This window comes from Neisseria sp., from assembly GCF_030527965.1.
Lineage (GTDB): Bacteria > Pseudomonadota > Gammaproteobacteria > Burkholderiales > Neisseriaceae > Neisseria.
Genome location: NZ_JAUMZU010000004.1, coordinates 37,598 through 63,584 on the forward strand (window position 1 = coordinate 37,598; position 25,987 = coordinate 63,584).

At 49.0% G+C, this 25,987-nt stretch carries 21 protein-coding genes and 1 other RNA gene; 12 read left to right on the forward strand and 10 right to left on the reverse strand.

Annotated features, from left to right (window positions below; genetic code table 11):
- The first annotated feature begins 2 nt into the window (after window positions 1-2).
- The 10 genes from Q4A84_RS02795 (at window position 3) to purB (ending at window position 10,404) form a co-directional block, all read left to right on the forward strand.
- Window positions 3-686 (forward strand): isochorismatase family protein, encoded by a 684-nt coding sequence (locus Q4A84_RS02795; RefSeq protein WP_303087411.1) that lies wholly within the window; start codon window positions 3-5, stop codon window positions 684-686.
- An 18-nt stretch (window positions 687-704) separates the two neighbouring features.
- The gene (gene waaC, locus Q4A84_RS02800; RefSeq protein WP_303087412.1) at window positions 705-1,685 is read left to right on the forward strand and encodes a lipopolysaccharide heptosyltransferase I; all 981 of its coding nucleotides are present in this window, start codon (window positions 705-707) and stop codon (window positions 1,683-1,685) included.
- A gap of 74 nt (window positions 1,686-1,759) precedes the next feature.
- Window positions 1,760-2,506, forward strand: a complete 747-nt coding sequence (locus tag Q4A84_RS02805) for an electron transfer flavoprotein subunit beta/FixA family protein (protein ID WP_303087413.1) — start codon at window positions 1,760-1,762, stop codon at window positions 2,504-2,506.
- 10 nt (window positions 2,507-2,516) lie between these two features.
- The gene (locus Q4A84_RS02810; RefSeq protein WP_303087414.1) at window positions 2,517-3,452 is read left to right on the forward strand and encodes an electron transfer flavoprotein subunit alpha/FixB family protein; all 936 of its coding nucleotides are present in this window, start codon (window positions 2,517-2,519) and stop codon (window positions 3,450-3,452) included.
- A gap of 189 nt (window positions 3,453-3,641) precedes the next feature.
- Window positions 3,642-4,253 carry a YigZ family protein gene (locus tag Q4A84_RS02815; protein ID WP_303087415.1) on the forward strand — a complete coding sequence of 204 codons (612 nt, stop codon included), beginning with the start codon at window positions 3,642-3,644 and terminating at the stop codon, window positions 4,251-4,253.
- A 120-nt stretch (window positions 4,254-4,373) separates the two neighbouring features.
- Window positions 4,374-6,575: a UvrD-helicase domain-containing protein gene (locus Q4A84_RS02820; protein ID WP_303087416.1), complete on the forward strand. Its 2,202-nt coding sequence runs from the start codon at window positions 4,374-4,376 to the stop codon at window positions 6,573-6,575.
- Window positions 6,576-6,722: 147 nt separating this feature from the next.
- On the forward strand, window positions 6,723-7,577 hold the full coding sequence (locus Q4A84_RS02825) for a mechanosensitive ion channel family protein (protein ID WP_303087417.1): 855 nt from the start codon (window positions 6,723-6,725) through the stop codon (window positions 7,575-7,577).
- Between the two features lie 44 nt (window positions 7,578-7,621).
- Window positions 7,622-8,101 (forward strand): CinA family protein, encoded by a 480-nt coding sequence (locus Q4A84_RS02830; RefSeq protein WP_303087418.1) that lies wholly within the window; start codon window positions 7,622-7,624, stop codon window positions 8,099-8,101.
- 184 nt (window positions 8,102-8,285) lie between these two features.
- Entirely contained in the window at window positions 8,286-8,891 is a 606-nt protein-coding gene (locus Q4A84_RS02835; protein WP_303087419.1) for a YdcF family protein, read from the forward strand.
- Between the two features lie 142 nt (window positions 8,892-9,033).
- Window positions 9,034-10,404 carry an adenylosuccinate lyase gene (purB, locus tag Q4A84_RS02840; RefSeq protein WP_303087420.1) on the forward strand — a complete coding sequence of 457 codons (1,371 nt, stop codon included), beginning with the start codon at window positions 9,034-9,036 and terminating at the stop codon, window positions 10,402-10,404.
- Between the two features lie 119 nt (window positions 10,405-10,523).
- Here the strand turns inward: purB and purD are convergent, their stop codons facing one another.
- Window positions 10,524-11,795: a phosphoribosylamine--glycine ligase gene (gene purD, locus Q4A84_RS02845; protein ID WP_303087421.1), complete on the reverse strand. Its 1,272-nt coding sequence runs from the start codon at window positions 11,793-11,795 to the stop codon at window positions 10,524-10,526.
- A 163-nt stretch (window positions 11,796-11,958) separates the two neighbouring features.
- On the opposite strand from purD, the gene mnmG reads away from it, so the two are divergent.
- Window positions 11,959-13,845 (forward strand): tRNA uridine-5-carboxymethylaminomethyl(34) synthesis enzyme MnmG, encoded by a 1,887-nt coding sequence (gene mnmG / locus Q4A84_RS02850; RefSeq protein WP_303087422.1) that lies wholly within the window; start codon window positions 11,959-11,961, stop codon window positions 13,843-13,845.
- 76 nt (window positions 13,846-13,921) lie between these two features.
- On the opposite strand, the gene secB is transcribed toward mnmG, so the two are convergent.
- The 4 genes from secB to Q4A84_RS02870 all read right to left on the reverse strand — a co-directional run bounded on the left by secB (window position 13,922) and on the right by Q4A84_RS02870 (window position 18,506).
- Window positions 13,922-14,377, reverse strand: a complete 456-nt coding sequence (secB, locus tag Q4A84_RS02855) for a protein-export chaperone SecB (protein ID WP_303087423.1) — start codon at window positions 14,375-14,377, stop codon at window positions 13,922-13,924.
- A gap of 39 nt (window positions 14,378-14,416) precedes the next feature.
- The gene (gene grxC / locus Q4A84_RS02860; RefSeq protein ID WP_303087424.1) at window positions 14,417-14,677 is read right to left on the reverse strand and encodes a glutaredoxin 3; all 261 of its coding nucleotides are present in this window, start codon (window positions 14,675-14,677) and stop codon (window positions 14,417-14,419) included.
- Window positions 14,678-14,751: 74 nt separating this feature from the next.
- Window positions 14,752-16,152 (reverse strand): D-alanyl-D-alanine carboxypeptidase/D-alanyl-D-alanine-endopeptidase, encoded by a 1,401-nt coding sequence (dacB, locus tag Q4A84_RS02865; protein ID WP_303087425.1) that lies wholly within the window; start codon window positions 16,150-16,152, stop codon window positions 14,752-14,754.
- Window positions 16,153-16,343: 191 nt separating this feature from the next.
- Complete coding sequence (locus Q4A84_RS02870; protein WP_303087426.1) at window positions 16,344-18,506, reverse strand: primosomal protein N'; 2,163 nt, start codon at window positions 18,504-18,506, stop codon at window positions 16,344-16,346.
- A 99-nt stretch (window positions 18,507-18,605) separates the two neighbouring features.
- Between Q4A84_RS02870 and recJ the strand changes: the two genes are divergently transcribed.
- Window positions 18,606-20,300 (forward strand): single-stranded-DNA-specific exonuclease RecJ, encoded by a 1,695-nt coding sequence (gene recJ, locus Q4A84_RS02875; protein ID WP_303087427.1) that lies wholly within the window; start codon window positions 18,606-18,608, stop codon window positions 20,298-20,300.
- A 170-nt stretch (window positions 20,301-20,470) separates the two neighbouring features.
- On the opposite strand, the gene Q4A84_RS02880 is transcribed toward recJ, so the two are convergent.
- The 5 genes from Q4A84_RS02880 to Q4A84_RS02900 all read right to left on the reverse strand — a co-directional run bounded on the left by Q4A84_RS02880 (window position 20,471) and on the right by Q4A84_RS02900 (window position 25,929).
- The gene (locus Q4A84_RS02880) at window positions 20,471-21,073 is read right to left on the reverse strand and encodes a biliverdin-producing heme oxygenase (protein WP_303087428.1); all 603 of its coding nucleotides are present in this window, start codon (window positions 21,071-21,073) and stop codon (window positions 20,471-20,473) included.
- Window positions 21,074-21,158: 85 nt separating this feature from the next.
- On the reverse strand, window positions 21,159-23,453 hold the full coding sequence (locus tag Q4A84_RS02885) for a TonB-dependent hemoglobin/transferrin/lactoferrin family receptor (protein WP_303087429.1): 2,295 nt from the start codon (window positions 23,451-23,453) through the stop codon (window positions 21,159-21,161).
- Between the two features lie 466 nt (window positions 23,454-23,919).
- Window positions 23,920-24,663 carry a carbonic anhydrase gene (locus tag Q4A84_RS02890; protein ID WP_303087430.1) on the reverse strand — a complete coding sequence of 248 codons (744 nt, stop codon included), beginning with the start codon at window positions 24,661-24,663 and terminating at the stop codon, window positions 23,920-23,922.
- A 288-nt stretch (window positions 24,664-24,951) separates the two neighbouring features.
- Window positions 24,952-25,316, reverse strand: an RNA gene (gene rnpB, locus Q4A84_RS02895) — RNase P RNA component class A.
- Between the two features lie 73 nt (window positions 25,317-25,389).
- Complete coding sequence (locus Q4A84_RS02900) at window positions 25,390-25,929, reverse strand: hypothetical protein (protein ID WP_303087431.1); 540 nt, start codon at window positions 25,927-25,929, stop codon at window positions 25,390-25,392.
- Window positions 25,930-25,987: the final 58 nt, after the last annotated feature.

A 25,987-nucleotide genomic window follows, 5' to 3' on the forward strand; every position in this document is an offset into this window, starting at 1 on the left:
CGATGATTGTTTCGATTGATGTGGACGCACAGAAAACCTTTACTCCGCTTTGTCCGAACGAGCTTCCGGTTGAAGAAGGCGATATGATTGTCGGCGAGTTGAACGAACAGGCTCGCTTGGCCGATTTGAGAGTGATGACAAAAGATGCACACCATCCGTCTGCTAAATGGCTTGTGGAAAATCCTGTGGATATGTTGAAGCCGACAGGGTTAAAAAATGCCGATGTAACGTGGGTTTCTCATGCAATGGTTGGAACGGGCGGCTTTGATCTGCTTGATGGTTTGCCTGATTTAAGCGGCTACGATTATTGTGTTTGGAAAGGCGTTGATCCTTCTTTGCATCCATATGGGGCGTGTTTCCATGATATTGAAGAGCGGTTGAGCACCGGATTGATTGAATGGTTGTCTTTGTGTGATGCAAAAATTATCATTGTTGGCGGTTTGGCAACCGATTATTGTGTTAAAACAACGGTTTTGCAACTTTTAAAAGGCGGGCCGTGGCGCGTTATCGTAAATGCGGCGGCTTGCAGAGGCATTATGCCGGCAACAGTGGAAGCGGCATGGCAGGAAATGATTGAATGCGGCGCAATTGTTTTGGAAAATGCAGATTCTATACGAAATTATTTAAAATCAATAGGTTGGGTTGTTTCACGTGAAACAAGGTTTCAGGCAGGCATTTGTAAATAAAGCGGAGTAGTGATACGGATGAAGGTTTTGTTGGTACGCTTATCCAGTATGGGTGATTTGATTCACACCTTGCCTGCAATAAACGACTTGTCTCGGATGAAGCCGGATTTGGAGTTGCATTGGTTGTGTGAGGAATCGTTTGCCGATATTGCGAAATTGCACCCGTTTATAAAAAAAGTTCATACTTTGCAATGGCGTCGGTGGCGTAAGTGCTTGGTTCGGAGACGGACGTGGTGCGAAATCAATCATTTGCGAAAAACATTGCAGCAAGAGTGTTACGACTTTTCGATAGACAGCCAAGGGTTGTTTAAAAGCGTATCATTTGCAAAGTTGGCAAATGCGCCGATAAAGGGTTTGGATAAGAAAAGCGCCCGCGAGGGATTTTCATCTTTTTTTTATAACCAAACGTTTTTTGTTGCCAAGGGTCAAGATGCGGTATTGCGTAACCGTTTGTTGTTTGCACAGGCTTTCGGCTACGAATTACCTGAAGAAATGCGGTTTGGATTGGTGGTGCCAGAAGCGGCTAGGCTTGAAGGGCTGGTTCGTCCCTATCATGTTGTACTCCATGCGACAAGCAGGGATAGTAAACTGTGGCCGCTTGATAATTGGTTGACTTTTTTAAAGGCGTTGTATCAACAAGACGGAGCAGCTGTTTATTTGCCGTGGGGCGGTGAGGCTGAGAAGATGCGTGCTGAAAAAATTGCTGCTGAGCTGCCGTTTGTTGTTGTGTGCAACAAGATGAATTTATTGCAGGCGGCAGACTTGCTTCAAAATGCAGAGAGCGTGGTTGGCGTTGATACTGGCCTGCTCCATTTGGCGAATGCGTTAGATAAGCCGCTGGTGGGCATTTATACAGATTCGGATCCGATTAAGACGGGTGTGCAGACTTCGGAATATGCACAAAATATCGGTGGAATCGGCCGGATGCCTAAACCTGACGACGTGTTGGAGCTTTTGATGAAATGCATATCTGCTTATCGGCAAGTAAAACAAGTTTAAAGGCCTGTCTGAAAAGTGTTTGAATAATTTTGTTGGTTTGTGCTTTGAATTAAGCAATGAACAAAGGAAAGATCATGAAAGCATTGGTCGCGGTAAAGCGCGTTGTGGATTACAACGTAAAAGTTCGGGTGAAAGCCGATGGTTCTGGTGTCGATATCGGCAATGTAAAAATGTCGATGAATCCGTTTGATGAGATTGCGGTGGAAGAAGCGGTGCGTTTGAAAGAAGCAGGCAAAATCAGTGAAATCGTAGCTGTTTCTTTGGGTGAAAAAAAATGTGAAGATGTTTTGCGCACCGCTCTGGCAATGGGCGCTGATAGAGCGATTCATGTTGAGACGGATGCTGTGTTAGAGCCTTTGTCGGTTGCTAAACTATTGAAAGCGATTGCAGAAAAAGAACAGCCGCAAATTTTATTGCTGGGTAAACAAGCTATTGACGACGATGCCAATCAAACCGCTCAGATGCTGGCCGCCCTTTTAAATTCAGGACAAGGCACTTTTGCAGGGAAAGTAGAATTAACAGACAATGAAGTAATTGTTTCCCGAGAAATTGACGGGGGTATTGAAACCGTTGCTTTAAGTTTGCCTGTGGTTATTAGTGCAGATTTGCGATTGAATGAACCAAGGTTTGTCAAATTACCTAACCTTATGCAGGCTAAGAAAAAGCCGCTAGAAAAATTATCCCCTGAAGCGTTGGGAGTAAACATTGAAACACGCGTAAACGTGCTTCGGTATGCAGAGCCGAAACCTCGACAATCTGGGGAGAGGGTGGCTGATGTTACTGAATTGGTAGCAAAACTACATGCGGTAAAAGCAATTTAAGGAGTTTAAAATGACTGTATTAGTAATTGCTGAACATAATAATCAAGTCTTAAATCCGGCTACGTTAAATGCGGTTTTTGCCGCCAGTCAACTGGGGAAAGTGCATCTTTTGGTGGCTGGCCAAAATGCCCGTACGGTTGCAGAACAGGCTTCCAAGGTTGAAGGAGTTGAAAAAGTATTGCTGGCAGATGCTTCGCACTATGCACATTCTTTGGCGGAGGAAATGGCACCGTTGGTGGTTTCTTTGGCTGATCGATATAACCGCCTTTGTGCTGCGGCAACTTCTTTTGGTAAGAATTTGATGCCTCGTGTGGCTGCTTTGTTGGATTGCTCTCAAATTTCTGATTTGATAGAAATTGTAGATGAAAAAACATTTGTTCGCCCGATTTATGCGGGTAATGCGTTTATCACAGTCGGCAGTGATGAACCCAGATTGGTTCTGACATTTCGCACTTCGGCATTTGAATCAGCAACAGAGGGAAGTAATCAGGCTGGAATCGAAGAGATTGCCCCCTCTTCTGCACAAAATATTAGCCGTTTTATTAATCAAGAATTGGTTACGTCGAATCGCCCGGAGTTGACGCAGGCGCGAGTGGTGGTTTCTGGTGGCCGGGCTTTGGGTAGTGCGGAACAGTTTAATGCGTTGCTTGAGCCTTTGGCTGATACATTGGGTGCTGCAATTGGTGCTTCTCGGGCTGCTGTCGATGCGGAATACGCCCCCAATGATTATCAAGTTGGGCAAACAGGAAAAGTTGTTGCTCCTGAGTTATATGTTGCAGTTGGTATATCCGGAGCGATTCAGCATGTTGCTGGAATGCAGGATAGTAAAATAGTTGTTGCGATTAATAAAGATCCTGATGCGCCGATTTTCAATGTGGCAGATTTTGGATTGGTGGGCGACTTGTTTGAGGTGGTGCCTCAGTTGACGGAAGCATTAAAGAAATAGTGTGTTTCACGTGAAACAAAACAATAATTGCAGGTTGAATTTCAACCTGCAATTTATTTTATATAATATATACCTCGATAGAGTGGAAATAAATTAATATTGGATAACGTTGTTGTTTGCTCAAGGCTAAAATTATTGAAAAATTTCATTGAGCCTTTTGCTGTGCATTGTCTAGAAAATTAAAATGTTATGTCTGTTAATAATTATAAAACTTTAGCAGCCCCTTCTTTTGGGGAGTTCAAAGATAAGGGTAGCAAATTTATGGCGTTTGCTTATCCGATTCAAACAGCAGAGGATGTTAAGGAGTATGTGAAAGATTTGAGGCAGGAGCATCATAAAGCCCGCCATTGGTGTTATGCTTATCGAATAGGAGTCGTTGGCTTACAGTTTAGGGTAAATGATGACGGGGAGCCGTCTGGCAGTGCGGGTAGGCCAATTCTGGGGCAGATTGATTCTTTTGGGTTGACTAATGTCTTGGTGGTGGTGGTTCGTTATTTTGGCGGGACTTTGCTGGGGGTTCCCGGTTTAATTAACGCGTATAAAAATGCAGCGGCTGAATCTTTCAGACAGGCACAAATCATTGAAAAAAATATAGAAAAAACGGTTTGGATAATTTGTGGTTATCCTGATTTAAGCGAGCTTATCCGTTTAGTAAAGCAACATCAGGCAATGGTAGTTCGTCAGGATTTGCAATTGGATTGTCGGTTGACTGTAAATATTCCTTTGGAAAATTATGAGCAATGCCTGTCCGCATTGATGGACATGCGGATGGTTTGTGTGCAGCATCAGCCTTTTGTTTGATGTATATTCAAAAAATGTTGTATTTGCAAAATCGCTGAATAGAAGTAATTCGTTAACGGGTTGTTCGGTTTAAATATATTACGTCCAATATAATTGTTGTTACTGTTATAAGTTGAAAACATGCTTTCTGATATCTCTCCCTCTTCTCTTTTGCAAGGGTTAAACCCGGAACAACTTGCTGCTGTTACGTGGCCTCCTCAGTCGGCTTTAGTTTTGGCTGGCGCCGGAAGTGGAAAAACTCGGGTATTGACGACGCGGATTGCGTGGCTTTTGCAGAGCGCTCAAGCGGGTGTTAATAGTATTTTGGCTGTTACATTTACCAATAAGGCGGCGAAAGAGATGCAGGCGCGTTTGAGTGCCATGATTCCGATCAACATCAGGGCGATGTGGCTGGGAACATTTCATGGTCTTTGTCATCGTTTCTTAAGGTTGCACCATCGTGATGCAGGTTTGCCTGCGTCGTTTCAAATTCTTGATCATGCTGATCAGTTGGCTTTAATCAAGCGTTTGCTCAAACAGCTTAATATCGCCGAGGAAGTGATTGCGCCCCGTTCGTTACAAGGATTTATTAATGCTCAAAAAGAAGCGGGTTTGCGATCTTCTGCGTTACAGGCGCCAGACCTGCATACTAAACGAATGATTGAGTGCTATGCTGAATATGATCGCGTTTGTCAGCGAGAGGGTGTGGTTGATTTTGCCGAACTCATGCTACGTAGTTATGAAATATTGCAAACCAATGAAATTTTGCGAAATCATTACCAAAACCGCTTCAATCATATTTTGGTTGATGAGTTTCAAGATACCAATAAACTGCAATATGCCTGGCTGAAGCTCATGGCGGGAGGCGATGCGGCTGTGTTTGCGGTTGGCGATGATGATCAGTCTATCTATCGTTTCCGAGGCGCAAACGTTGGAAATATGGCCAGTTTTATGGATGAGTTTGGTATCGATACGCCGATTAAATTGGAGCAAAATTATCGTTCTGTCGGCAATATCCTGATTGCGGCCAATGCAGTTATCGGAAACAATAGCGAGCGTTTGGGTAAAAATTTACGTACAGAGGCTGAAAATGGAGAGAAAATCCGCTTCTTTTCAGCACCTACAGATGTTGATGAGGCGTTGTTTATCGTTGATGAAATTAAATCGTTGCAACGTAGCGGCTGGGCTTCTAACGAGATGGCCATTCTTTATCGCAGTAATGCCCAGTCTCGTATTATCGAGCAGGCGTTGTTTCGTAGTGGCGTTGCTTACAAGATATATGGCGGGTTGCGTTTTTATGAGCGCCAAGAAATCAAACATGCTTTAGCCTATTTGAGGCTGGCGGTTAATCCTGATGATGACAATGCTTTTTTACGGGTTATTAATGTTCCTGCCCGTGGAATAGGCACGCGAACGGTAGAGAGTATTCAAGCGTTGTCTGTCGAGCACGGCATTTCCCTTTGGCAGGCAGCGTGTGGAATGGGCGGGAAAGCTGCTAAGGTGGCTGCTTTTGTAAAACTAATTGAAAACTTGGGCCAACAGGTTGGTCAGCTTTCTTTGGCCGAGATAGTATCGGCGGCTGTTTATGACAGTGGCTTGGTTGAATATTATAAAAATCAAAAAAGCGACCATCAAGACCGTTTAGACAACTTAGAAGAGCTGATCAATGCTGCAATCGCTTTCAGGCCTGAAGACAGCTATTTTGAAGTACTGCCAGAGCAAGCTGAGGATAGTTTGGCATTCTCTATTTTGACTTTTTTAAGCAATGCGGCGCTGGAATCGGGAGAAAATCAAGCCGGACAAGATGATGACGCTGTACAACTGATGACGGTGCATGCAGCTAAAGGGCTGGAGTTTGATACTGTGTTTTTGACAGGTATGGAGGAGAGCCGTTTTCCCAGCGAATTGAGCCTTGCGGAGCACGGAGGCCTTGAAGAGGAGCGACGGCTAATGTATGTGGCCATTACCCGGGCGAGAAAACGGCTTTATATCAGCATGGCGCAACAGCGCATGTTGCATGGGCAAACTCACTTTGGCGTGGTGTCGCGATTTGTTGAAGAGATTCCGGAAGAGGTTTTGCATTATCTCTCCCCCGCAAAGACGAGAACAATAGGTAATGTTGAACCACACCGCCAATCTACTACCGTAACAAAGACGCCTTATAAAGCGCCGAAAAACTATGCCGGGTTTCGCATCGGTCAAAACGTACGTCATAATAAATTTGGTACTGGTGTGATTATTGATGCTGTTGATAAGGGGGAGTCGGCGAGGCTGATCATTAATTTCGGCAAAGACGGTGTGAAAGAATTGGATACAAAATTTGCGAAGCTGGAGTCGCTATGAGGCAAATTGTTTTCTAGTGTTTATCGGATAAGAAAATGATTTGGTTATATAATGCCTGTCTGAAAAAAGAAAAAGGTTTCAGACAGGCATTATGCCTTTTATAGAGCCTATCGCTTACTTTATTGTTTGAATAATAGAAGAAATGCTATGCCTGAATTTTTGAGCATCCTGCAAGAAATTTTAAAAAGCAGTCCGATTCGCTCGGAATGGTTTTATTCCATTTGCTTGATTTTCGCGGTTTTGCTTATCCGCCATATGTTGCTGCGGTTGCATTTTCGCAGCCATCCGAATTTGGAAATTGAAGAAAAGCGCCGTTCGGTGGTGATGAGCCGCAACCTTGCCATGTTGGCGTGTATTCTGGGCTTATTTTTTGTATGGGCCTCGCAGATTCAAACCTTTGCGCTTTCCATGGTGGCGCTTGCCGCAGCAACGGTTGTGGCAACGAAAGAGTTGATTATGTGCTTATCCGGCAGCATTTTGCGGGCGGTAACCAAGCAGTATTCTGTCGGCGATTATATTGAGGTTAACCATATGCGTGGGCGGGTGGTTGATATTAATCTGTTTAATACGCTGATGATGCAGATCGGGCCGAACAACCAAGTTGGCCAGCTTTCAGGCAAAACCATTTCTTTTCCCAATAGCTTGCTGCTATCGCATTCGGTACAACGCGATAATATTCTCGGTTCGTATGTTGTGCACACTTTTGATATTCCTGTGCCGATTCATTTGGATTCGGATAAAATTGTGCCGAATTTGGAGGAAGTGTTGCAACAAAAATGCGGGCCTTATATTCGGGTTATTGAAAAATATTTTGAAGAAGTACAAGTTCAAAAGCATTTTATTACGCCGGCGGCCTATCCCCGCATCAGTCGGGTGCCTTATGATGATAAGGTTTATAATTTGGTGGTTCGTTTTGCTTCGCCTGCATCTCGTCGTCAGGAAATCCAACAAATGGTATTGGATGAATTTATCAGGGTGCAATACCGCTTGTTGAACGCGTAGGCATGATGCCTGCCTGAAAACAGGTAAAGCCTATAGAGAATCATATGGAAGATATTTTACATAGGGTAACTGCCCGGCTTGCTGCCAATCATCAAACCGTAACGTGTGCCGAATCGTGTACCGGAGGCCTTCTTGCGGCTGAATTAACACGCTTGAGCGGCAGCTCCGCTTGGTTTGAAACCGGCTTTATTACTTACAGCAACGAAGCCAAGCATCGCTTTTTGGGCGTTAATCAGGATACTTTAAACCAATACGGTGCAGTCAGCGCAGAGACTGTTAAAGAGATGGCGGTAGGTGCACGCCAAGCCGCTAAATCTGACTATGCGTTAAGTATTTCCGGCATAGCGGGCCCTACCGGCGGTAGCGTAGAAAAGCCTGTCGGCACGGTGTGGTTCGGTTTGGCTTATGAGGGAAAAGTTTTCGCTGTTCACCGGCAATTCGACGGTAATCGGGATAGTATTCGAAGCCAGGCGGTTCGGTTTGCGCTTTCTTGGTTGGACGAGGTGTTGTCAGAGAGGCGATGATGCAAATGCCGGATACAAATAACCTTTGCTTTTTTGAAAAAACATTAGATGTCAGTCCTTCGGTTTAAATACATTGTATGAGCTTTTCTTTAAGTTTTATTTATCTGGTTGACTATTTTGTGCATTACTATATTTCTAGAAATGGCTTGTTATGTGAACGGTAATTTTCAGACAGGCATGAATAATGGAACCTAAAAATACTTTTCTCCGCTTGCTGTGTTTAGCCTTTGGTGCTGTTTGTTTTGCATGGGGTGCTATGGTTTATTATCTTCATTATCTGGCGGAGGAAGTTGAGCAACATTCTGTTCAAACGGTTGCGTTCGCCGATGCGGCCTTGGTGTTGGGAAATGCGGTTAATCGTAATGGCCAGCCAAACCCATGTTTGCGCTCGCGAGTGGAGGCAAGCGCACAGCTTTACAATGCAGGAAAGGTGCGAGTATTGATTATGTCGGGCGGAACGGATAACGACGGCAATAATGAAGCGGAAGCCATGCGCGATATCGCCGTGTCACTGGGCATTCCATCGAGTTATATCCTGCTAGAAAGCCGCTCTGAAAACACTTATGAAAACATTATGTTCAGCGCCCCGTTGCTGAAAAATAGCAACAAGATTATTCTGGTTAGCGAAAGTTTTCACTTACCTCGGGCGGAATGGTTTGCAAGCAGATTATGGCCCCGGAAAAAGATTCAATCTTATGCAGGAGAGGGCTGCGTTGATTCTCGATTGCACTATACCCGCAAGCTTATGCGGGAGAGCCTCGCTTGGGGCAAGGCGCTTTTATTGTATTAAATCGTTTATCTTTATTCAGCTCTGTGTTGCTGAAAATTCGGGCGGTAAGAATGGCGCGGTCAGTATCATTTCGGAAGGCTTTCGACAGTTGCATGATGTATAATGGGCGATACTTTGCGCCTTTTTAAAATAGGAATCCGACATGATTAATCCCATTGCCGCCCTCTGCCCGCTTGACGGTCGTTATGCCAAATCCGTAGAAGCGTTGCAATCGATTTTTTCCGAATACGGTTTGATGAAAGCCCGTGTGAAAGTGGAGCTTGAGTGGCTCAAAGCCTTGGCTGCCGAACCAAGAATTGTTGAAGTTCCGATGTTTTCCCCTGAAACGTTGGCTGAAATTGATCGTGTTGCCGCAGGGTTTTCACTGGAGGATGCCGCTGCGGTTAAGGCTATTGAAGCCACAACCAACCATGATGTGAAAGCAATTGAATATTGGCTTAAGCAACGTTTTGAAAATAATAAAGAAATCAGCAATGCTAGCGAATTTATTCATTTTGCCTGCACCAGTGAAGACATCAATAACCTTTCCCATGCATTAATGTTGCGCGAAGCGCGCGATAATGTTTTGCTGCCTAAATTGGCGGAAATTACCGTGAAATTGCAAACGATGGCGCATGATTTGGCTGCTGTTCCCATGATGAGCCGAACCCACGGCCAGCCGGCAACGCCGACGACTTTAGGCAAAGAAATCGCAAATGTGCTCTACCGTTTGCAGCGCCAGATCAAAGCCATTGAGGCGCAGCAGTTTTTAGGCAAAATTAACGGAGCGGTGGGCAATTACAATGCTCATTTGGCTGCGTATCCTGATGTAGATTGGGAAAATCATTGCCTGCGATTCGTTGAAAACGCATTAGGCTTAACCTTTAACCCGTATACCATTCAAATTGAGCCGCATGATTACATGGCTGAGTTTTTCCAAGCCATTGGGCGCATCAATACCATTTTGATTGATTTCAACCGCGATGTATGGGGCTATATTTCGCTTGGTTATTTCAAGCAAAAAGTGAAAGCAGGCGAAGTGGGCAGCTCTACCATGCCGCACAAAGTCAATCCGATTGATTTTGAAAATTCCGAAGGCAATTTAGGTATGGCCAATGCGGTATTGGGTTTTCTGGCGGAAAAACTGCCCGTTTCCCGCTGGCAACGCGACCTTACCGACAGCACCGTTTTGCGCAATATGGGAGTTGGCGCCGGTTACACCTTATTGGGTTGGGTGGCGCATTTGCGCGGTTTGAACAAGCTGGAAGTAAATCCGGCCGCGCTTTCCGCGGATTTGGATGCCACTTGGGAATTATTGGCGGAGCCGATTCAAACGGTGATGCGCCGTTATGGTGTTGCCAACCCTTATGAAAAACTCAAAGAACTGACCCGCGGCAAAGGCGGCATTACGCCCGAAGAATTGAAAGCATTTATCGAAACGCTGGAAATCCCTGCCGAAGCGAAACAGCAACTATTGCTACTGACGCCTGCAGGCTATGTCGGCAAAGCTGAAGAGTTGGCTAAGCGAGTATGATTTTTGCATTAATTTAAGTCTGGTAATATAATTAGATTATTATTCGCGATAGAAAAGCCTGTCTGAAAGATTTCAGACAGGCTTTTTATTTATGGCTAGATAATATTGTTTGTTAAAAATCAATTTCTTATCGCTTTGTTGCCGATATCTTTGCGATACTGCATACCGCTAAAACGGATTTTTTCTACCGCCTCATAAGCTTTGGCTTTCGCTGCCGCAACATCGCCGCCCAAACCGACGGCGCAAAGCACGCGGCCGCCATTGGTAAGAATGCGACCATCGGCATCTTCCGAGGTGCCCGCGTGAAAAACTTTGCCTATGGCATTCGCCGCTTCCAAGCCTTCGATAGGGTCGCCTTTTTTTGGGTTTTCCGGATAGTTTGCCGCAGCCAGCACCACGCCGACCGCGGTTTGCGGGTTCCATTGGGCGGTAATGCCATCCAGCTTTCCATCAATGGCCGCTTGCACTAAATCCACAAAATCGCTGTCGAGGCGGCTCATAATCGGCTGCGTTTCCGGATCGCCGAAGCGGCAGTTGAATTCGATGGTGTAAGGTGCGCCGCTGCGGTCTATCATCAGGCCGGCATAAAGAAAGCCGGTAAATTCGTTGCCGTCGGCTTTCATTCCGCGTACGGTAGGCAGAATAATTTCATTCATAACACGCTGATATACTTCCGGCGTAACCACCGGCGCGGGGCTGTATGCGCCCATGCCGCCTGTGTTGGGGCCTTGGTCGTTATCAAGCAGGCGTTTGTGATCTTGGCTGGTTGCCATCGGCAGCACATTGTCGCCGTCTACCATCACAATGAAACTGGCTTCTTCGCCTTGCAGAAAGTCTTCGATAACCACCCGAGCACCGGCGCTGCCCATTTTGTTGTCGAGCAACATATCGTCGATGGCGGCGTGGGCTTCGTCCAACGTCATCGCTACAATCACCCCTTTGCCAGCTGCCAAACCGTCGGCTTTAATCACAATCGGCGCGCCTTTTCGATTTACATAATCATGCGCAGGTTGGACTTGGTCGAAAGTTTGGTAGGCCGCGGTTGGAATGCTGTGTTTTTGCATAAATGCTTTGGCAAAGTCTTTAGAGCTTTCCAGCTGTGCTGCCGAACGAGTGGGGCCGAAAATCGGCAGGCCCGCGGCTCGGAAATCATCAACAATGCCCGCCGCCAAAGGCGCTTCGGGGCCGACGAGTGTAAATGCAATGTTTTCGGCCCGGCAGAATTCAATCAAATCTGTATGCGCGGTTTTGGCCAGATTCTGCAATTTCGGTTCGTGTGCGGTACCGGCGTTGCCGGGCGCCACAAAAACGGTTTCCACCTTGGGCGATTGCGCCAGTTTCCAGGCCAGCGCATGTTCGCGTCCGCCGTTGCCGATAACAAGAAGTTTCATAGCGTTCCTTTAGTTTCACGAGATTTTCAGACAGGCTTGGATTATAACGGAAAAACCCACTGCCGCCCCAATGCCTGTCTGAAAACATTCGCTCTTCGCCGGCATGGCGGCAGGCGGCAAAACGGCGTACAATCACGCTATTTTTCGTAACGCTTTCAACGCCATGATTTACCCTAAAACCTACGACGTTATCGTGGTCGGCGGCGGTCACGCCGGCTCCGAAGCCGCTTTGGCCGCAGCCCGCATGGGCGCGCAAACCCTGCTATTGACCCACAATATCGAAACCCTAGGCCAAATGTCGTGCAACCCTTCTATCGGCGGCATCGGCAAAGGCCATCTCGTGCGGGAAGTCGACGCACTGGGCGGAGCCATGGCGTTGGCCACCGACCGAGCCGGCATTCAGTTCCGCCGTTTGAACGCCAGCAAAGGCGCAGCCGTACGCGCCACCCGCGCGCAGGCCGACCGTATTTTGTATAAAGCGGCCATTCGCGACATGCTGGAAAACCAGCCGAACTTGGAATTGTTTCAGCAAGCGGTGGAAGACATCACGCTTGAGGGCGAGCGGGTAAGCGGCGTTACCACCGCAATGGGCGTAACCTTCAAAGCGCGCGCCGTGGTATTGACTGCCGGCACGTTTCTGGCCGGAAAAATCCACATCGGCTTGGAAAACTACGCCGGCGGCCGTGCCGGAGACCCTGCCGCACAAGGCTTGTCAGGTCGCCTGAAAGAGCTCAATCTGCCGCAAAGCCGTCTGAAAACCGGCACGCCGCCGCGTATCGACGGCCGCACCATTGATTTTTCTCAATTAACCGAGCAGCCCGGCGATACGCCGGTGCCGGTGTTTTCCGTGCGCGGTAATGCAGATATGCATCCGCGCCAGATTTCATGTTGGATTACCCATACCAATTTGAAAACACACGAGATTATCCGCAGCGGTTTCGACCGCAGCCCGATGTTTACCGGCAAAATCGAAGGCGTCGGCCCGCGTTATTGCCCTTCGATTGAAGACAAAATCAACCGTTTTGCCGATAAAGACAGCCATCAGATTTTTCTTGAGCCCGAAGGGCTGACTACGCACGAATATTACCCAAATGGCATTTCCACCAGCCTGCCGTTCGATATCCAGCTTGCGCTGGTGCGCAGTATGAAAGGTTTGGAAAACGCCCATATCCTGCGCCCGGGCTACGCGATTGAATACGATTATTTTGATCCGCGCAATCTGAAAGCCAGCTTGGAAACCAAAACGATTTCCGGCCTGTTTTTTGCCGGTCAGATTAACGGCACCACGGGCTATGAAGAGGCCGCGGCGCAAGGCTTGCTGGCCGGAGCAAATGCCGTTCAATATGTGCGCGGGCAAGAGCCTTTGCTGTTGCGGCGCGAACAGGCGTATCTGGGCGTTTTGGTTGATGATCTGATTACCAAAGGCGTCAACGAGCCTTATCGCATGTTTACCAGCCGCGCGGAATACCGTCTGCAATTGCGCGAAGACAATGCCGATATGCGTCTAACCGAAGACGGCCGCAATATCGGTTTGGTGGGCGAGGCGCAATGGCGGGCATTCTGTGACAAACGCGAACAAATCGAGCGTGAAATCCAACGTTTGAAGGCCACTTGGTACACGCCGCAAAAGCTGTCTGAAAGCGAGCAAGAACGCGTATTTGGCCAGAAACTCAGCCGCGAAGCCAACTTGCATGATTTATTGCGCCGTCCGAATATCAATTATGCGGAACTGATGACGCTTCCTGCCGCCGCACCGGAAGCGCCGCTGCCGGAAAGCGTTACCGAGCAGGTGGAAATTCAGGTTAAATATCAAGGTTATATCGACCGGCAAAACGAAGAAATCGACGGCCGCCGCGATTTGGAAACCTTACGTCTGCCGGCGGAGATTGATTATGGCAAGGTAAAAGGTTTGTCTGCCGAAGTGCAGCAAAAGCTGAACCAGCATCGCCCCGAGACGGTTGGTCAGGCTTCGCGCATTTCCGGCGTTACGCCGGCTGCGGTAGCTTTGCTGATGGTGCATTTGAAGCGCGGGTTTAAAGATGCCAGATAATGTTTTGTTTGATGATTGATGCTTGTCTGAAAAGAAAAGCCCGCAAAATCGCGGGCTTTTCTTTTCAGACAAGCTTTTAAGCGTTGCCTTGTTCTTGTTGCTGTTGATACAGCGCTTCAAAATTAATCGGCGCCAATAAAACGGGCGGGAAGCCGGCGCGGGTAATGGTGGTGGATACGGCTTCGCGTGCGTAAGGGAAGATGATGTTGGGGCAGGCAACGGCCAGCAGCAGCTGCAAATCTTCTTCCGGAATATTAGACAAACGGAAGATGCCGCTTTGGGTGATTTCATTCAGAAACATGATGCGTTCGTCTGCCAGTTTGGCGGTAACGGTGATGGTAACGCTTACTTCATAAAATTCGTCTTCCAGTTTCTGGCTTTCGGTGGATACGCGCATATCAACGTTAGGCTCGCCTTGTTCCAGAAAGATTTTAGGCGCGTGCGGCACTTCGAGCGACATATCTTTTACATATAATTTTTCGATGCTGAAAACGGGTTGGGCTTCTTGTTGAACTTGATCTTGCTCGCTCATTTCGGTCTCTCTTATGGGATAAGGGTTGGAAAAATGGGTTTATTCTTGATTCAGCAGAGGCACGAGGCCGCCCCGTTGATGCAAGGAATACATATCGGTAAAACCGCCGATATGGGTTTCGCCGATGAAAATCTGCGGAACGCTGCGTTGGCCGGTGGTGCGCTGCATTTGGGCAAACGCCTGCGGTTCGCGGTCGGCATTGATTTCTTTAATCTCTTCTACGCCCAGCTGCCTGAGCATTTGTTTGGCCATATTGCAATAAGGGCAAAAGGAGCCTGTGTACATAGTTACTTGCTGCATAGTCATGCTTCTCAGATAAAGGTGTTTGCAGTATGGCGCCGCAAGCCGGCTTTTGCAAGATGCCTGTCTGAAAATTATTGTGGCGGCGGCAGAAGGCCTTGTACCAGTTTATCAATGTCGCTGACATAATAATCGGATTTGTCGCTATTGACCAACACCACGATTACCAACGGATGCGCCGACGGATTGCGCGGCAGATAGTAGCCTGCCAATGCGCGCACGTTTTTGAGCGTGCCCGTTTTCAAATAAAGCTCGCCCGTTCGGCTTTTAAACCGCCTTTCCAGCGTGCCGTCGGTGCCGGAAATGGGCAGCGTATCAACAAATGCCTGTCTGAAAGGGCTTTGGTAGGCTTTGGCCAGCAGGTTGCCGAGCAAGCGCGCCGTGACCCGCTCGCGGCGGGAAAGCCCCGAGCCGTTTTCCAATATCAATGCTTCGTCGTCCAAGCCAGCTTTGACAAGCTCGCGTCGCACCGCCGCTTCGGCATTTTGAACCGTCTGGCTTTCGGATGCATGCGCGCCCATTGTGAGGAAGACCGTGCGGGCAATCACATTGTTTGATGACTTGTTCATGCGCTTCAAAACCTTGCGCAAAGGTGGCGAGCGGTGGATGGCCAACGTTTGCGCTTGAGCCGGCGCTTCACCGGTTTGATATCCGGCCGTTATCTGGCCGCCCGCTACGTTCCACTGGTTGACAAAACTTCTGGCGGCGAAGTCTTGCATATCCAGCATGTTGATAAAGGTTTCCTTGCCGATACAGCTTTCAGGCAGGGTGCCGCTGGTTTGTAACACGCCGTCGGCATATTTGGCCGAAAGATAGCGTTTGAGCGAGGCGCAGCTGCCGTTGGGCACGAAGCGGATGCGGGTGTCTTGTACGATATCGGGCAGCGGCGGGTTGGTGCGGATAACCGGCAGGCCCGCCTCATCGCGATCGGGGCTGAGCCAGACCACTTTATAAGCCAGCATTTGAGGGTCGGGATTGGTGGCAAAAGCCTCGCCCGCATCGTCGCCGAAACCTTCGGCCGAACCAGCGCCGCGCCAGATGCTGCGGTCGAGCACCAGCAAGCCTTTGATGTTTCGGATGCCTTGGTCGCGCAGCTGTTGTTGCGCGGAGATTAAATCGTTTTGATCCATAACGGGATCGCCGCTGCCAACCCAGTAGATGTTGCCGTTCAGATTGCCGTTGGCGGCATCGGCATCGGATTTGAATTCGGTTTGCCACGCAAAATCAGGCCCCAGCGCACGCAAGGCCGCAAATGAAGTAACCAGTTTCATGGTTGATGCAGGGTTAAACGCCGTATCGGCTTGATGCGCCTGCAAAACCTGCCCCGTTTGCAAATCCTGCACATAAACAGCCATTTCGCTCGGCGGGATAGCGCCGGTATCCAGCGCGAAAGCAGCAAGCGGGCATAAGAGCAACAGCAAGGCCGATAAGCGGCGCAGACGTTTTTCAGACAGGCATAACATTTTGGTTTTCATTTCATTAATAAAGGCACGGGAACAAGCCGCAAACCCGCCGTAATTAAGCGTTTAATATACCATAAAGCGGCCAGTTTCGTTTGTGAGACCGCGGTATCTGAGGGAGCGTATTTGTTGGAATCTGAATTTTGACAAACGACCTTGTATTGATAGCCTCGCATGCCTGTTAAGTTAGGATGTTTTTTTGTTGACTACATTTCTTGCGGATCAATGTCTATCGACCAGCGGATGCTGGCATCGCGTTGGTTTTGCAACTTGTTCAACCATAGAGCGGCGACGCGGTGCAGGTGTTTGCGCGAGGGGGATTCGATGAGTATTTGGGCGCGTTCGCGTTCGGCCAACCGCATCATCAGCATGGGTACGGGGCCGAGCTGGCTGGTGTCTTCCGGCAGTGCCGGTTCGATTGTGGTTTTGATTTCGGCTAGAAAGCGTTGAGCATCTTCCATGCGGGCGGCATCGGCGCGAATGGCTGCCTGAAAGCCGAATGGAGGCATGCCGAACATTTCGCGCTCGGCCAGCTCGTGTTCAGCGAATGCGGCGTAATCGTGCGCTTGAACGGCGCCAAACACGGGGTGCTCGGGTAGCTGGGTTTGAATCAGCACTTGCCCGGGCGTATCGGCGCGACCGGCGCGGCCGGCAACTTGCATCAGTTCGGCAAACAGTTTTTCCGGCGCGCGGAAATCTGCGCTATACAGGCTGCCGTCGGCATTGAGTACGACCACCAGATTCAGCTTGGCGAAGTCGTGCCCTTTGGCGAGCATTTGCGTGCCAACCAGAATATCGATGCGGTTTTCGGCAATTTGTTGGTAGAGCGTGGCCCAATCGTTTTTGCGGCTGGTACTGTCGCGGTCTACTCGCGCAATGCGGGCTTGGGGCAGAAAGGCTTGCAGGGTTTCTTCCACCCGTTGGGTGCCGTGGCCAACGGCGGTTAGGTCTTGATTGCCGCAATCGGGGCATTGGTAGGGAATAGGCTGTCTGAAATCGCAATGGTGGCAGCGCAGCTGGCGGGCACGCTGGTGTAATACCATTTTTGCGGAGCAGCGGGGGCAGCCGAAAGTATGGCCGCAATCGCCGCAAAAGAGAGCGGGTGCGAAGCCGCGGCGGTTGAGGTATACCATGGATAAGCCGCCTTGCCGGTGGTTTTCGCTCAGGCGTTGTAGGGCGTGTGTGCAAAAGCCGTTGTCGAGTGTTTGCCGTCGCACATCGATAATCTGCACTTGGGGCGGCCGGGCGGCACGATGGGCGCGGTGCGGCAGAGTGAGCAGGCGGTAGGCGCCGGTTTGGGCTTTATGCCAGCTTTCTAAGCTAGGGGTGGCGCTGCCTAATACGATTGGGCAATCGCTTTGTTTTCCGCGCCACACGGCTAAATCGCGCGCGTGGTAGCGCAATTCGTTGTCTTGTTTGAAGGAAGAATCGTGCTCTTCGTCGACTACCGCGAGCCCTAAGTCGGGCAGTGGGGTGAAGACGGCCAGCCGCGTGCCGATAATCAGCTTGGCTTGGCCTGTCATGGCGCGCAGATAGTCTTGGGTGCGGCGGCCGGCAGCGGTTTGGCTGTGTAAAACGGCGGTGGGTATGCCGGCAAACCGTGTTTCCACCCGTTGCAGCAGCTGCGGGGTTAGGTTGATTTCCGGCAGTAGGAACAAAACCTGCTTTCCTGCGGCCAGCACTTTGGCCATGATGTCGAAATAGACTTCGGTTTTGCCGCTGCCGGTAATGCCGTGCAGGAGGAAGGTTTGAAAGTGCCCGATGCTTGCCTGCACGGCTTGAGAGGCGGCTCGTTGGTCGTCGTTTAAGGTGTGGGTTGAGGGTTGGATGGCTGGTTCAGCGGCCGCAACGGGCTCAACCCAGCCTTGCGCCAGCCATTCTTGAATCAGCTTGGGTGCTTGGTTGTGCAGGGTTTTCAGACAGGCTTCGTCTTGCGGCCGGTCGGCTAGTGCTTGCCATAAGGCGTGTTTTTTATGAAAGTGTTCTGGAGGGGCTTTTTGCGTGCGGCCTGTGCTGCTGAGCGTGTAAAACATAGGCGGCTTAGGCGTTATTACTGATTTGGGTTCGCGCAAACCTTGTGGCAGCGCGGTAAAAACGGCCTGCCCGAGGGGATAAAGATAATAACGTGCCGTAAAATCAAGTAGCGCCCGCCAGTTTTCCGGCATGGGCGGTTCTGCGCTGAATACTTGGCTGACCGGCCGGATTTTTGACGAGGCAATGTCGGGTTCGATTGAATGGGCCCATATGATGCCGACCACTTCGCGCCCGCGAAACGGCACCACAACCCGCGTGCCGGCGGGTATGGCGGAGGGGTGGGCATAGGTAAGCAGCCCGAGTGGAACGTTAAGCGCAATGTGGTGGTAGATCATGGTGCGTATTATATATGTATGCCTGCTTGAAAAAATGCCTGTCTGAAAATTCCGCCTAAAAAGCGTACAATACCGCTTTTCCGTTTTCCTATATGATGTATGTCTGACAAAATCCAAATCCGACAGTTTAACGACGAGACCTGCCGAAAATTGATTGCCGCGGGCGCCGACCCGCTTCTGGCAAGGCTGTGCGCTGCGCGGGCGGTGGAGAGGCCGGAAGAGTTGGAAGACAAACTCGGTGCTTTGCTGCCGTATCAAAGTTTGAAAAACTGTGAAGCGGCGGCGCGGCGGCTGGCCGATGCAATCGTGCGGCGGGAAAACATTCTGATTGTGGCCGATTACGATGCCGACGGCGCCACCGCCTGTAGCGTTGGTATGAAAGGACTGGCGGCAATGGGCGCGACGGTGGATTTTCTGGTGCCCAACCGTTTCGAGCACGGCTACGGCCTGACTCCCGAGCTTTCGGAAATAGCGGCGGCGCGCGGGGCACAAGTGCTGCTTACGGTGGATAACGGCATTGCCAGTTTGGCCGGCGTGGCGCGCGCGCAGGCATTGGGCTTGGATGTGATTGTGACCGACCACCATTTGCCTGCCGAGCATTTGCCCGATTGCATTATCGTTAATCCCAATCAGGCCGGCTGCGGCTTTGCCAGTAAAAACCTCGCCGGTGTCGGCGTGATTTTTTATGTGTTGATGGCTTTGCGCGCCGAGTTGCGGGGGAGGCAGCATTTTTCAGACAGGCTTTTGGAGCCGAACTTGGCTGGTTTGCTCGATTTGGTTGCGTTGGGCACGGTGGCCGATGTGGTGCCGCTCGACCACAACAACCGGATTTTGGTATCGCAAGGGCTAAAGCGGATGCGGGCAGGGAAAATGTGTTGCGGCATCAAGGCATTGTTTGAGGCGGCCAAACGCGATTGGCGCAAAGCTCAGCCCTTCGATATGGGGTTTGCGCTGGGGCCGCGCATCAACGCGGCAGGGCGGCTTGACGATATGTCGGTGGGCATCGCCTGCCTCTTGGCCGATAATGAAGAAAGCGCGCAAGATTTGGCAGCGCGGTTAAATGATTTGAATATCGAACGGCGTGAAATCGAGCAATCCATGCTGCAAGACGCCTTAAACGCATTCCCCGCAACACTGCCGTCCGGGCAAACCACGGTAACCGCTTATCGTGAGGATTTTCATCAGGGCGTGGTCGGCATTGTAGCCAGCCGCCTGAAAGACCGTTTTTTCCGTCCGGCCATTGTGTTTGCGCCGGCCGATAACGGTGAATTGCGCGGCTCCGGCCGCTCCATTCCCAAGCTCCATTTGCGCGATGCGCTGGATTTGGTTGCCAAACGCCACCCGGGTTTGATTTTAAAATTCGGCGGTCATGCTATGGCGGCCGGGCTGAGTATCGCCGCGGAAAACATCGGCCGTTTTCAAGCTGCTTTTGAAAGCACGGTAAAGAGCTTGCTGCGCGAAGGCGATTTGTCGCAAACGTATCTGACTGACGGAAGCCTGCCTGCGGCCGAAATCACGCTGGCGCAAGCGCAGAACTTGGCGCAACGGGTGTGGGGGCAAGGCTTTGCTCCGCCGAGTTTTACTGATGAATTTGCCGTGGTCCGCCAGCAGGCGATGGGTGTCAATCATAAGAAAGTGTGGTTGAGAAAAGAGGGTTGTGAATTTGAGGCGATGTTTTGGCGCTGCACCGAAGACATTCCGCCGCGTATCCGCACCGTGTATCGCCCGGTGGCCAACGAGTGGCGAAATCAGGTTGAATTGCAGCTTTATATCGATTATTGGGAGGCTGCCTGAATTTTTGGCAAATCCGAATTAAAGCCGCATGTGCCGTCTTAATCTTTTTTATTTGAAGAATTAAATCAGACGGGCGCGTTCTATTGATTGATAGATAGCATTACCGCCATGGCCGATACAACGGCAATGGCGGTAATGATTTATATGCCTGTCTGAAAGATAACGTTATCTTATTGGGCAGGCGCTTCTGCTCCTTCGGGCAGGCCGAAGATTTCGCGCAGAATCACTTTATAGTAGGCGAACGCTTCTTTGGCGCCTTGAATGGCTTCGTCTTGATCGGCTTGGCTCAGATTCAAGTCATTCAGATATTCAACGAAACCGCGCCAGTGCTTGCCGCGGCCGTCAACGTGCGGTGCCAAATGGCGGGCGCCGTGTTCGGTGGTGAAGCTGAGCTTTTTCTGAGCGTCTTTCAACAGGAAGGCCGCACCCAGATTGGAGCCTTCGGCGCAATAGAGCCAGCCGATGGCTTTGTTGCCCGAGGGAGCGGGCAGGGCGCCTTTAGGTGTGAAAGGCTCGTCGTTTAAATCTTGCAAGTCTTTCAGCACATCGTTGTAGCGTGCCATTTCAGCCAGATGCGGAATGATTTTGTTTAAGGCCGCATCGTGGTAAATCGGATCGACGATTTTATGGAATACAGATTGTAATTTTAAGAATTTGACGTAGTTTTCATTATTACCGAAAGGATCAACCGACATCACAAGATGGTCAACGCTATCATGAGTGGTGAGGTTTTCTTCTTTCAGGCGTTGGGCGAAAGTGAGAGATTCAGACATTATTAAGTTCCTTTGTGTCATTCGTTAAATCGGCTTTTCAGACAGGCTTTGCAAGGAATAAAAGCCTGCCTGAAAAATAGGGGCGTTAGAATTTGTATTCAAGAGATACAGCGTAATTTCTGCCCGGTGCGTAGTAACGCTCAAGGCCTTTTCCTTCATCATCTACTGTATTGGTTGTACTAGTTCGGGTGCTATTGATACCACGCAAGGCATCCCAAGTATGGTATTTCCGGTTGAACACATTGTATATGCCGGCACGTAGAGTCAGGTTTTTAATCGGTTTGTAAAAACCGTATACGTCGAAAACATAGGCTTTTTTGTTAAGTGGTTTAATGTACACTTCTTTGTACAGGTCTGATATCTCGGTACACTCCATTTCCCCTGATGACGGGTCAATTTCATATTGCAGACAACGGGTTTTTACATCTTCCGCTTTGGCATCACGTGGTTTTTTGCCGCCCAAATAAGTTAAACGGGAAAATACGCCCCATTTCCCTTCGGGTTGTTCGTAATCGAGGCCGATAATTGCTTTTAAAGGTTGAATGGATAAAAGGCTTTTCACATCGGAAAGTTTTCCGTGGCTGTAGCCTAATGCACCGGAAAGTTTCCAGCCGCTAAATAAATTTAGACGGCCTTTAAATTCCAGCCCGCTAATCTGAGCTTTCTCGATGTTAACGGTTTGAGAAACCGGTGTCTGAAAGGTGCGACCGTATTCGGTTTGTTCGATTAAATTGGTTTGTTCCAATAGGAAATTGCGGTAACGGTTATGATATGCGCTTAAATCCAAAGAGCCACGATCATTATTGGCTTGAACGGAAATGCTGTGATTGACGCTGCGTTCAGATTTTAAATTGCGGTTGGATTGCCAAGATCCGTAAGGATTTTTAAAAGTAAAATACATTTCCGATGCGGTCGGTACGCGATAGCCGGTAGAGAGGTTGTAGCCGACTTTCCAAGTAGGGTTGATTTGGGCAAATAAGGAGGTAAAGCCGTTCCAGTTGGAGAAGCTGGCGTTTCCCGGTTTTCCTTCAGCCGTACATGCTTTGCTACAGGGCGCGTTCAAATCTTGAGGTTTTAATTTAGTGTAATCGTAACGAATACCGATCTGGTTGGAAAAAATCGGATTCCAAATGATGTTGTCTTTCAGTGAAAACCCAAGCTGAGTGGTTTGTATCGGATATTGGATAGTTTCTACTGTAGTCTGTTGATAATCTTTTCCTACACCCTCTGTGTCAATTTTGAGATTTTTGAATTCACGTTGTGAAACAAAAGTTTTAAAACTAAGATTATGTTCTCCTCCTAAACGAAATGGTTGAGAATCTATTTGAAAATTTAATCTCTTATAGTGAGTTTTAAAACGGCGATCGTAAATTTCGTCTAGCGACCTAATTGTTCCGCTGCCCTTATAGTTAACTGCCGCTAAATCGGTGTATTGATAGTCGAAGTCTGTTTTTAATGCGGAGAGCCAATCGGACTCTGGCGTATATTCGTAATAAAGGTTTGAGTTAATCCTTTTGTGTTGGTCGTCGGCTTCTCTCCATGCAGAACCAAATAAGTTATAAGAGCGCTCGTTGGTATAGTTGCTGCCATTTTGACCATTGATGGAAAAACCGACCCTATGCTCCGGCGCGATCTGCCAATTGATTTTGGCCAGATAGCTGTGATTGCGGTGTTCGGCCGGATCAGGATGTTGGCTGCTGTTATAGTTGTATTCGGGGCCGCTGCCGCGGCTTTTGAATTCATGACCGTAGCGCTGGGAATAGAGCAGTGCGGCATCTACGGTGTCTCCCCGGAAGCCGAAGCCTGCTGTATTGGTCCATTCGCGGTTTTTGGTGGCATAGCCGTGGCGCAACAAAGCGCCGAATTTATGATCCGGCTGCACAATGTCGCCCGCATTGAGCGTGCGGTAGTTCACATTGCCGCCCAAGGCGCCGCTGCCGGATTGGAAGGAATCGGCGCCTTTGACGATGTCAATATTGTTAACAAGCTCGGTGTCAATCGAGAGGCGGGAAGGGTTGAAATTGCCGTAGCGGCTGTACAGTGTGTTTTCTTCCGAATCGGGCAGCGATACGCCGTCAACACTGATGCCGACCCGGTTTCCTTCTACTCCGCGAATGGCAAAACCTTTCAAATGCCGACCGTTGTCGACGATGCCGACGTCGGGTGAATAGCGTACCAAATCGCGCGTGTCGCGAATCATTTGTTCTTGAATAGTTTGCGCGTTTACTCGCTCGGTGGTGGGCGCTGTTTGTCTTTTTCCTTTGACGGTCACTTTTGCCACTTCGGTGTAATCGCTTCCTGCTGGTGTGTCGGCATAGGTAGGATTGCCGTATATGACGCCGATAAATACAGCCAAGGGTATGATTTTTAAAGTTTTCATTGTTGTTTACCTATAGTCTCTGTGAATGTGAATTTAGCTTTATCCCGTTTGCTGTGATTGTGGGGGGAGCTTAAATGAAATTAAATTTCAATTTAATAATGCGTTTAATAATGATTACTATTTAACAAAATATAGTGTACAAAGCAGTTTTCTTTAGAGTCAATAAAAATTTACATTTCCTTTCTGAAGAGCGTAAAACCTAGAGATGGCTTTGCACTTTTATTTTGTATTTTTAGGCAGGTTTTCTTTATATTTTATTTAATTTCAAAAACTTAAATTAAATAATAAATGGGTAAGAAATGTTGGTTTTTTGTTGTGAAACGGTGAAGATTTTGGAGGTTGTTTCGGAGATGATTCAAAAATAAACAAGCCTGTTTGAAATAAAATTTCAGACGGGCTTGTAGGTTTATTAAGATTAATAAGTTTATGAGATTAATAAAAAGCGGTAATTGATGCTTCGAGCCGATTATTTTTCTTCGATGATAATACGTGAATTAATCGGTTGCAGAGGGCGGTTATTGGTATGCCCGATGATTCTCTTCATGGTTTCAATTTGCTCTTTGCTTGCGCTGACCGGGGTTTCGAAAATAATCCAATTAACGCCTTCGCTGCAAGGCGGCGTTGTAAGCGAGCCGTTCAGGCGGAAATGCTCGGTTGATTTCGGATACAGGGCTTTTAAATTGACGGATTGTTGTGTTGATTCGCGGGGTTTTAAAATTTGTGTGAGCAAAGGGGTTAGCGCTGGGTTGCTTTTTCCTTCTTTAAACATCAGTGAAATCACAGCCAGCTCGCCTTTTTCTGATTGGTGAACGAAATGCCCTTCAATTGGGAAATGTTTGCCTTTAAAGGTATATTCACTGGGGACGTGGAAGTGAAATTGTTTGAGCTGGAAAAGGGTTTGGTTGAGGCGGATCTTAACGTTGTTGGTTAGAGGGGTTGCTTGAAGCGTGTGGCCGTTATTTTCAATCTTATATTCTGCGATCGGTTCGCTAACCAGTGTCAGGTTGCTTTTTTGGGTTGATGCGGACGGACGGGGTAAGTTGATTGGCGATTGGTTTTTGCCGCTTTTACAGGTTTCGAATTCTTTGCTCAATTCCCCCCAATGCTCGGGCCCTTCGTTGCCTTCGTACGACCAATGTTGGTCATGGTCGGCTGCAGCGGGGTAGCTGAGCAAAATTAAGCTGAAGGAAAGTAACAAACGCATGTTCATGAGGCAACTCCTGATTGTTTTTTATGTTTGAGGAGCTTGAGTATAGGCCTCTTTCTTCGGTGGTTTGTATGTTGTGAGCCGTTAATCTGAGCATAGTTTGATTTTCTATAAATAAGGCTTAAAAAGAGATACGGAAAAGCAGAATGGATTGAACTTTTTTTCGGCGGCGTAATGGGTTTGCCGGCTCTGTCGATATGTTGCATCGCTTTTTTATCGAGGAACGCGTTATGAGAAAAAGCCTGTCTGAAATCAGTTTCAGACAGGCTTTTTGAACCGGTTATTTAAAGGCATACAGGTAAAGCGATAAGCCGGGTTCTGTCGTTGGGCAGTCATTCCTCTAGGCCCACCATTGCTGATGCGCTCCAGCAACCTACCCGAACACTCGGCGAGCCGCGTCATCGTGTTCTGTTTGGTCTTGCTCCGAATGGGGTTTAGCCTGCTGCGCCTTGTTACCAAGTGCACGGTGCGCTCTTACCGCACCTTTTCACCCTTACCTGTGCCGCTTTTTCAAGCGGCCATCGGCGGTTATGCTTTCTGTTCCACTTTCCGTCGCGTTTCCGCGCCCGGCCGTTAGCCGGCATTCTGCTCTGCGGAGCCCGGACTTTCCTCCCCACGCGGCGGATGCCACGCGCGGCGACTGCCTGCTCTGCCTGTATGCGGCGGCGATTATAGCATGATGCGGTAAAACGTTGCGTCGCTGTTTTTCAGACAGGCATGGTGTTGGTTTTATCGGGTGTTTTCGTCTGAGGAATAGTGTGGGTGATTTTCATAGGCGCCGCCGGTGGATAGCCTGCGCCGGAGGGTGCTTAATCGGTACCAGCCGATGAGCCGCCAGATGCACAGTAAGGCAATCCACGGCATGCAAAGCGCCACAATCAGGTAGCGCGGATTGGTAAACGAAATCACCGGCTGCCCCTGCACTTTGCGTATCAAAACCCACAGCCATTCCCATAACGAGGGTACGGAAAAGGCGAGCACCGCAATCAGCCCCAAGGTGGAAAAAACACCGATTTCCATAATGCGTTTTTGCAGCACGGTTCGGTTGAGTTGAAGCAGCACCAGCAAGCCGAAACCGATGATCAGAACCATGCCGCCGTTGGCCAACACTTGTATGCTGTTAAAAGCGATTTCCGGTGCCACCGGCAGCCCGTCTTTCGGCAGCTCTTGCCGGTTGAGCTGTAAGCTTTTAGACAGGTTGAGGGAAACCCCGTAAAGCATGTCGGCCAGCACAATCCACACCGGCAGGGAGGAAAGGATTCTTTTCATTTTTAGTGGTTCCGTTTGATGGAAGCTGGCGCGGAGTTTACCATTATTCGGCGGTAAA

Excerpts from the sequence above, each read along its gene's own strand:
- Q4A84_RS02795 (WP_303087411.1), top strand. The coding sequence starts at position 3 with ATGATTGTTTCGATTGATGTGGACGCACAGAAAACCTTTACTCCGCTT.
- waaC (WP_303087412.1), top strand. The coding sequence starts at position 705 with ATGAAGGTTTTGTTGGTACGCTTATCCAGTATGGGTGATTTGATTCAC.
- Q4A84_RS02805 (WP_303087413.1), top strand. The coding sequence starts at position 1,760 with ATGAAAGCATTGGTCGCGGTAAAGCGCGTTGTGGATTACAACGTAAAA.
- Q4A84_RS02810 (WP_303087414.1), top strand. The coding sequence starts at position 2,517 with ATGACTGTATTAGTAATTGCTGAACATAATAATCAAGTCTTAAATCCG.
- Q4A84_RS02815 (WP_303087415.1), top strand. The coding sequence starts at position 3,642 with ATGTCTGTTAATAATTATAAAACTTTAGCAGCCCCTTCTTTTGGGGAG.
- Q4A84_RS02820 (WP_303087416.1), top strand. The coding sequence starts at position 4,374 with ATGCTTTCTGATATCTCTCCCTCTTCTCTTTTGCAAGGGTTAAACCCG.
- Q4A84_RS02825 (WP_303087417.1), top strand. The coding sequence starts at position 6,723 with ATGCCTGAATTTTTGAGCATCCTGCAAGAAATTTTAAAAAGCAGTCCG.
- Q4A84_RS02830 (WP_303087418.1), top strand. The coding sequence starts at position 7,622 with ATGGAAGATATTTTACATAGGGTAACTGCCCGGCTTGCTGCCAATCAT.
- Q4A84_RS02835 (WP_303087419.1), top strand. The coding sequence starts at position 8,286 with ATGGAACCTAAAAATACTTTTCTCCGCTTGCTGTGTTTAGCCTTTGGT.
- purB (WP_303087420.1), top strand. The coding sequence starts at position 9,034 with ATGATTAATCCCATTGCCGCCCTCTGCCCGCTTGACGGTCGTTATGCC.
- purD (WP_303087421.1), bottom strand. The coding sequence starts at position 11,795 with ATGAAACTTCTTGTTATCGGCAACGGCGGACGCGAACATGCGCTGGCC.
- mnmG (WP_303087422.1), top strand. The coding sequence starts at position 11,959 with ATGATTTACCCTAAAACCTACGACGTTATCGTGGTCGGCGGCGGTCAC.
- secB (WP_303087423.1), bottom strand. The coding sequence starts at position 14,377 with ATGAGCGAGCAAGATCAAGTTCAACAAGAAGCCCAACCCGTTTTCAGC.
- grxC (WP_303087424.1), bottom strand. The coding sequence starts at position 14,677 with ATGCAGCAAGTAACTATGTACACAGGCTCCTTTTGCCCTTATTGCAAT.
- dacB (WP_303087425.1), bottom strand. The coding sequence starts at position 16,152 with ATGAAAACCAAAATGTTATGCCTGTCTGAAAAACGTCTGCGCCGCTTA.
- Q4A84_RS02870 (WP_303087426.1), bottom strand. The coding sequence starts at position 18,506 with ATGATCTACCACCACATTGCGCTTAACGTTCCACTCGGGCTGCTTACC.
- recJ (WP_303087427.1), top strand. The coding sequence starts at position 18,606 with ATGTCTGACAAAATCCAAATCCGACAGTTTAACGACGAGACCTGCCGA.
- Q4A84_RS02880 (WP_303087428.1), bottom strand. The coding sequence starts at position 21,073 with ATGTCTGAATCTCTCACTTTCGCCCAACGCCTGAAAGAAGAAAACCTC.
- Q4A84_RS02885 (WP_303087429.1), bottom strand. The coding sequence starts at position 23,453 with ATGAAAACTTTAAAAATCATACCCTTGGCTGTATTTATCGGCGTCATA.
- Q4A84_RS02890 (WP_303087430.1), bottom strand. The coding sequence starts at position 24,663 with ATGAACATGCGTTTGTTACTTTCCTTCAGCTTAATTTTGCTCAGCTAC.
- Q4A84_RS02900 (WP_303087431.1), bottom strand. The coding sequence starts at position 25,929 with ATGAAAAGAATCCTTTCCTCCCTGCCGGTGTGGATTGTGCTGGCCGAC.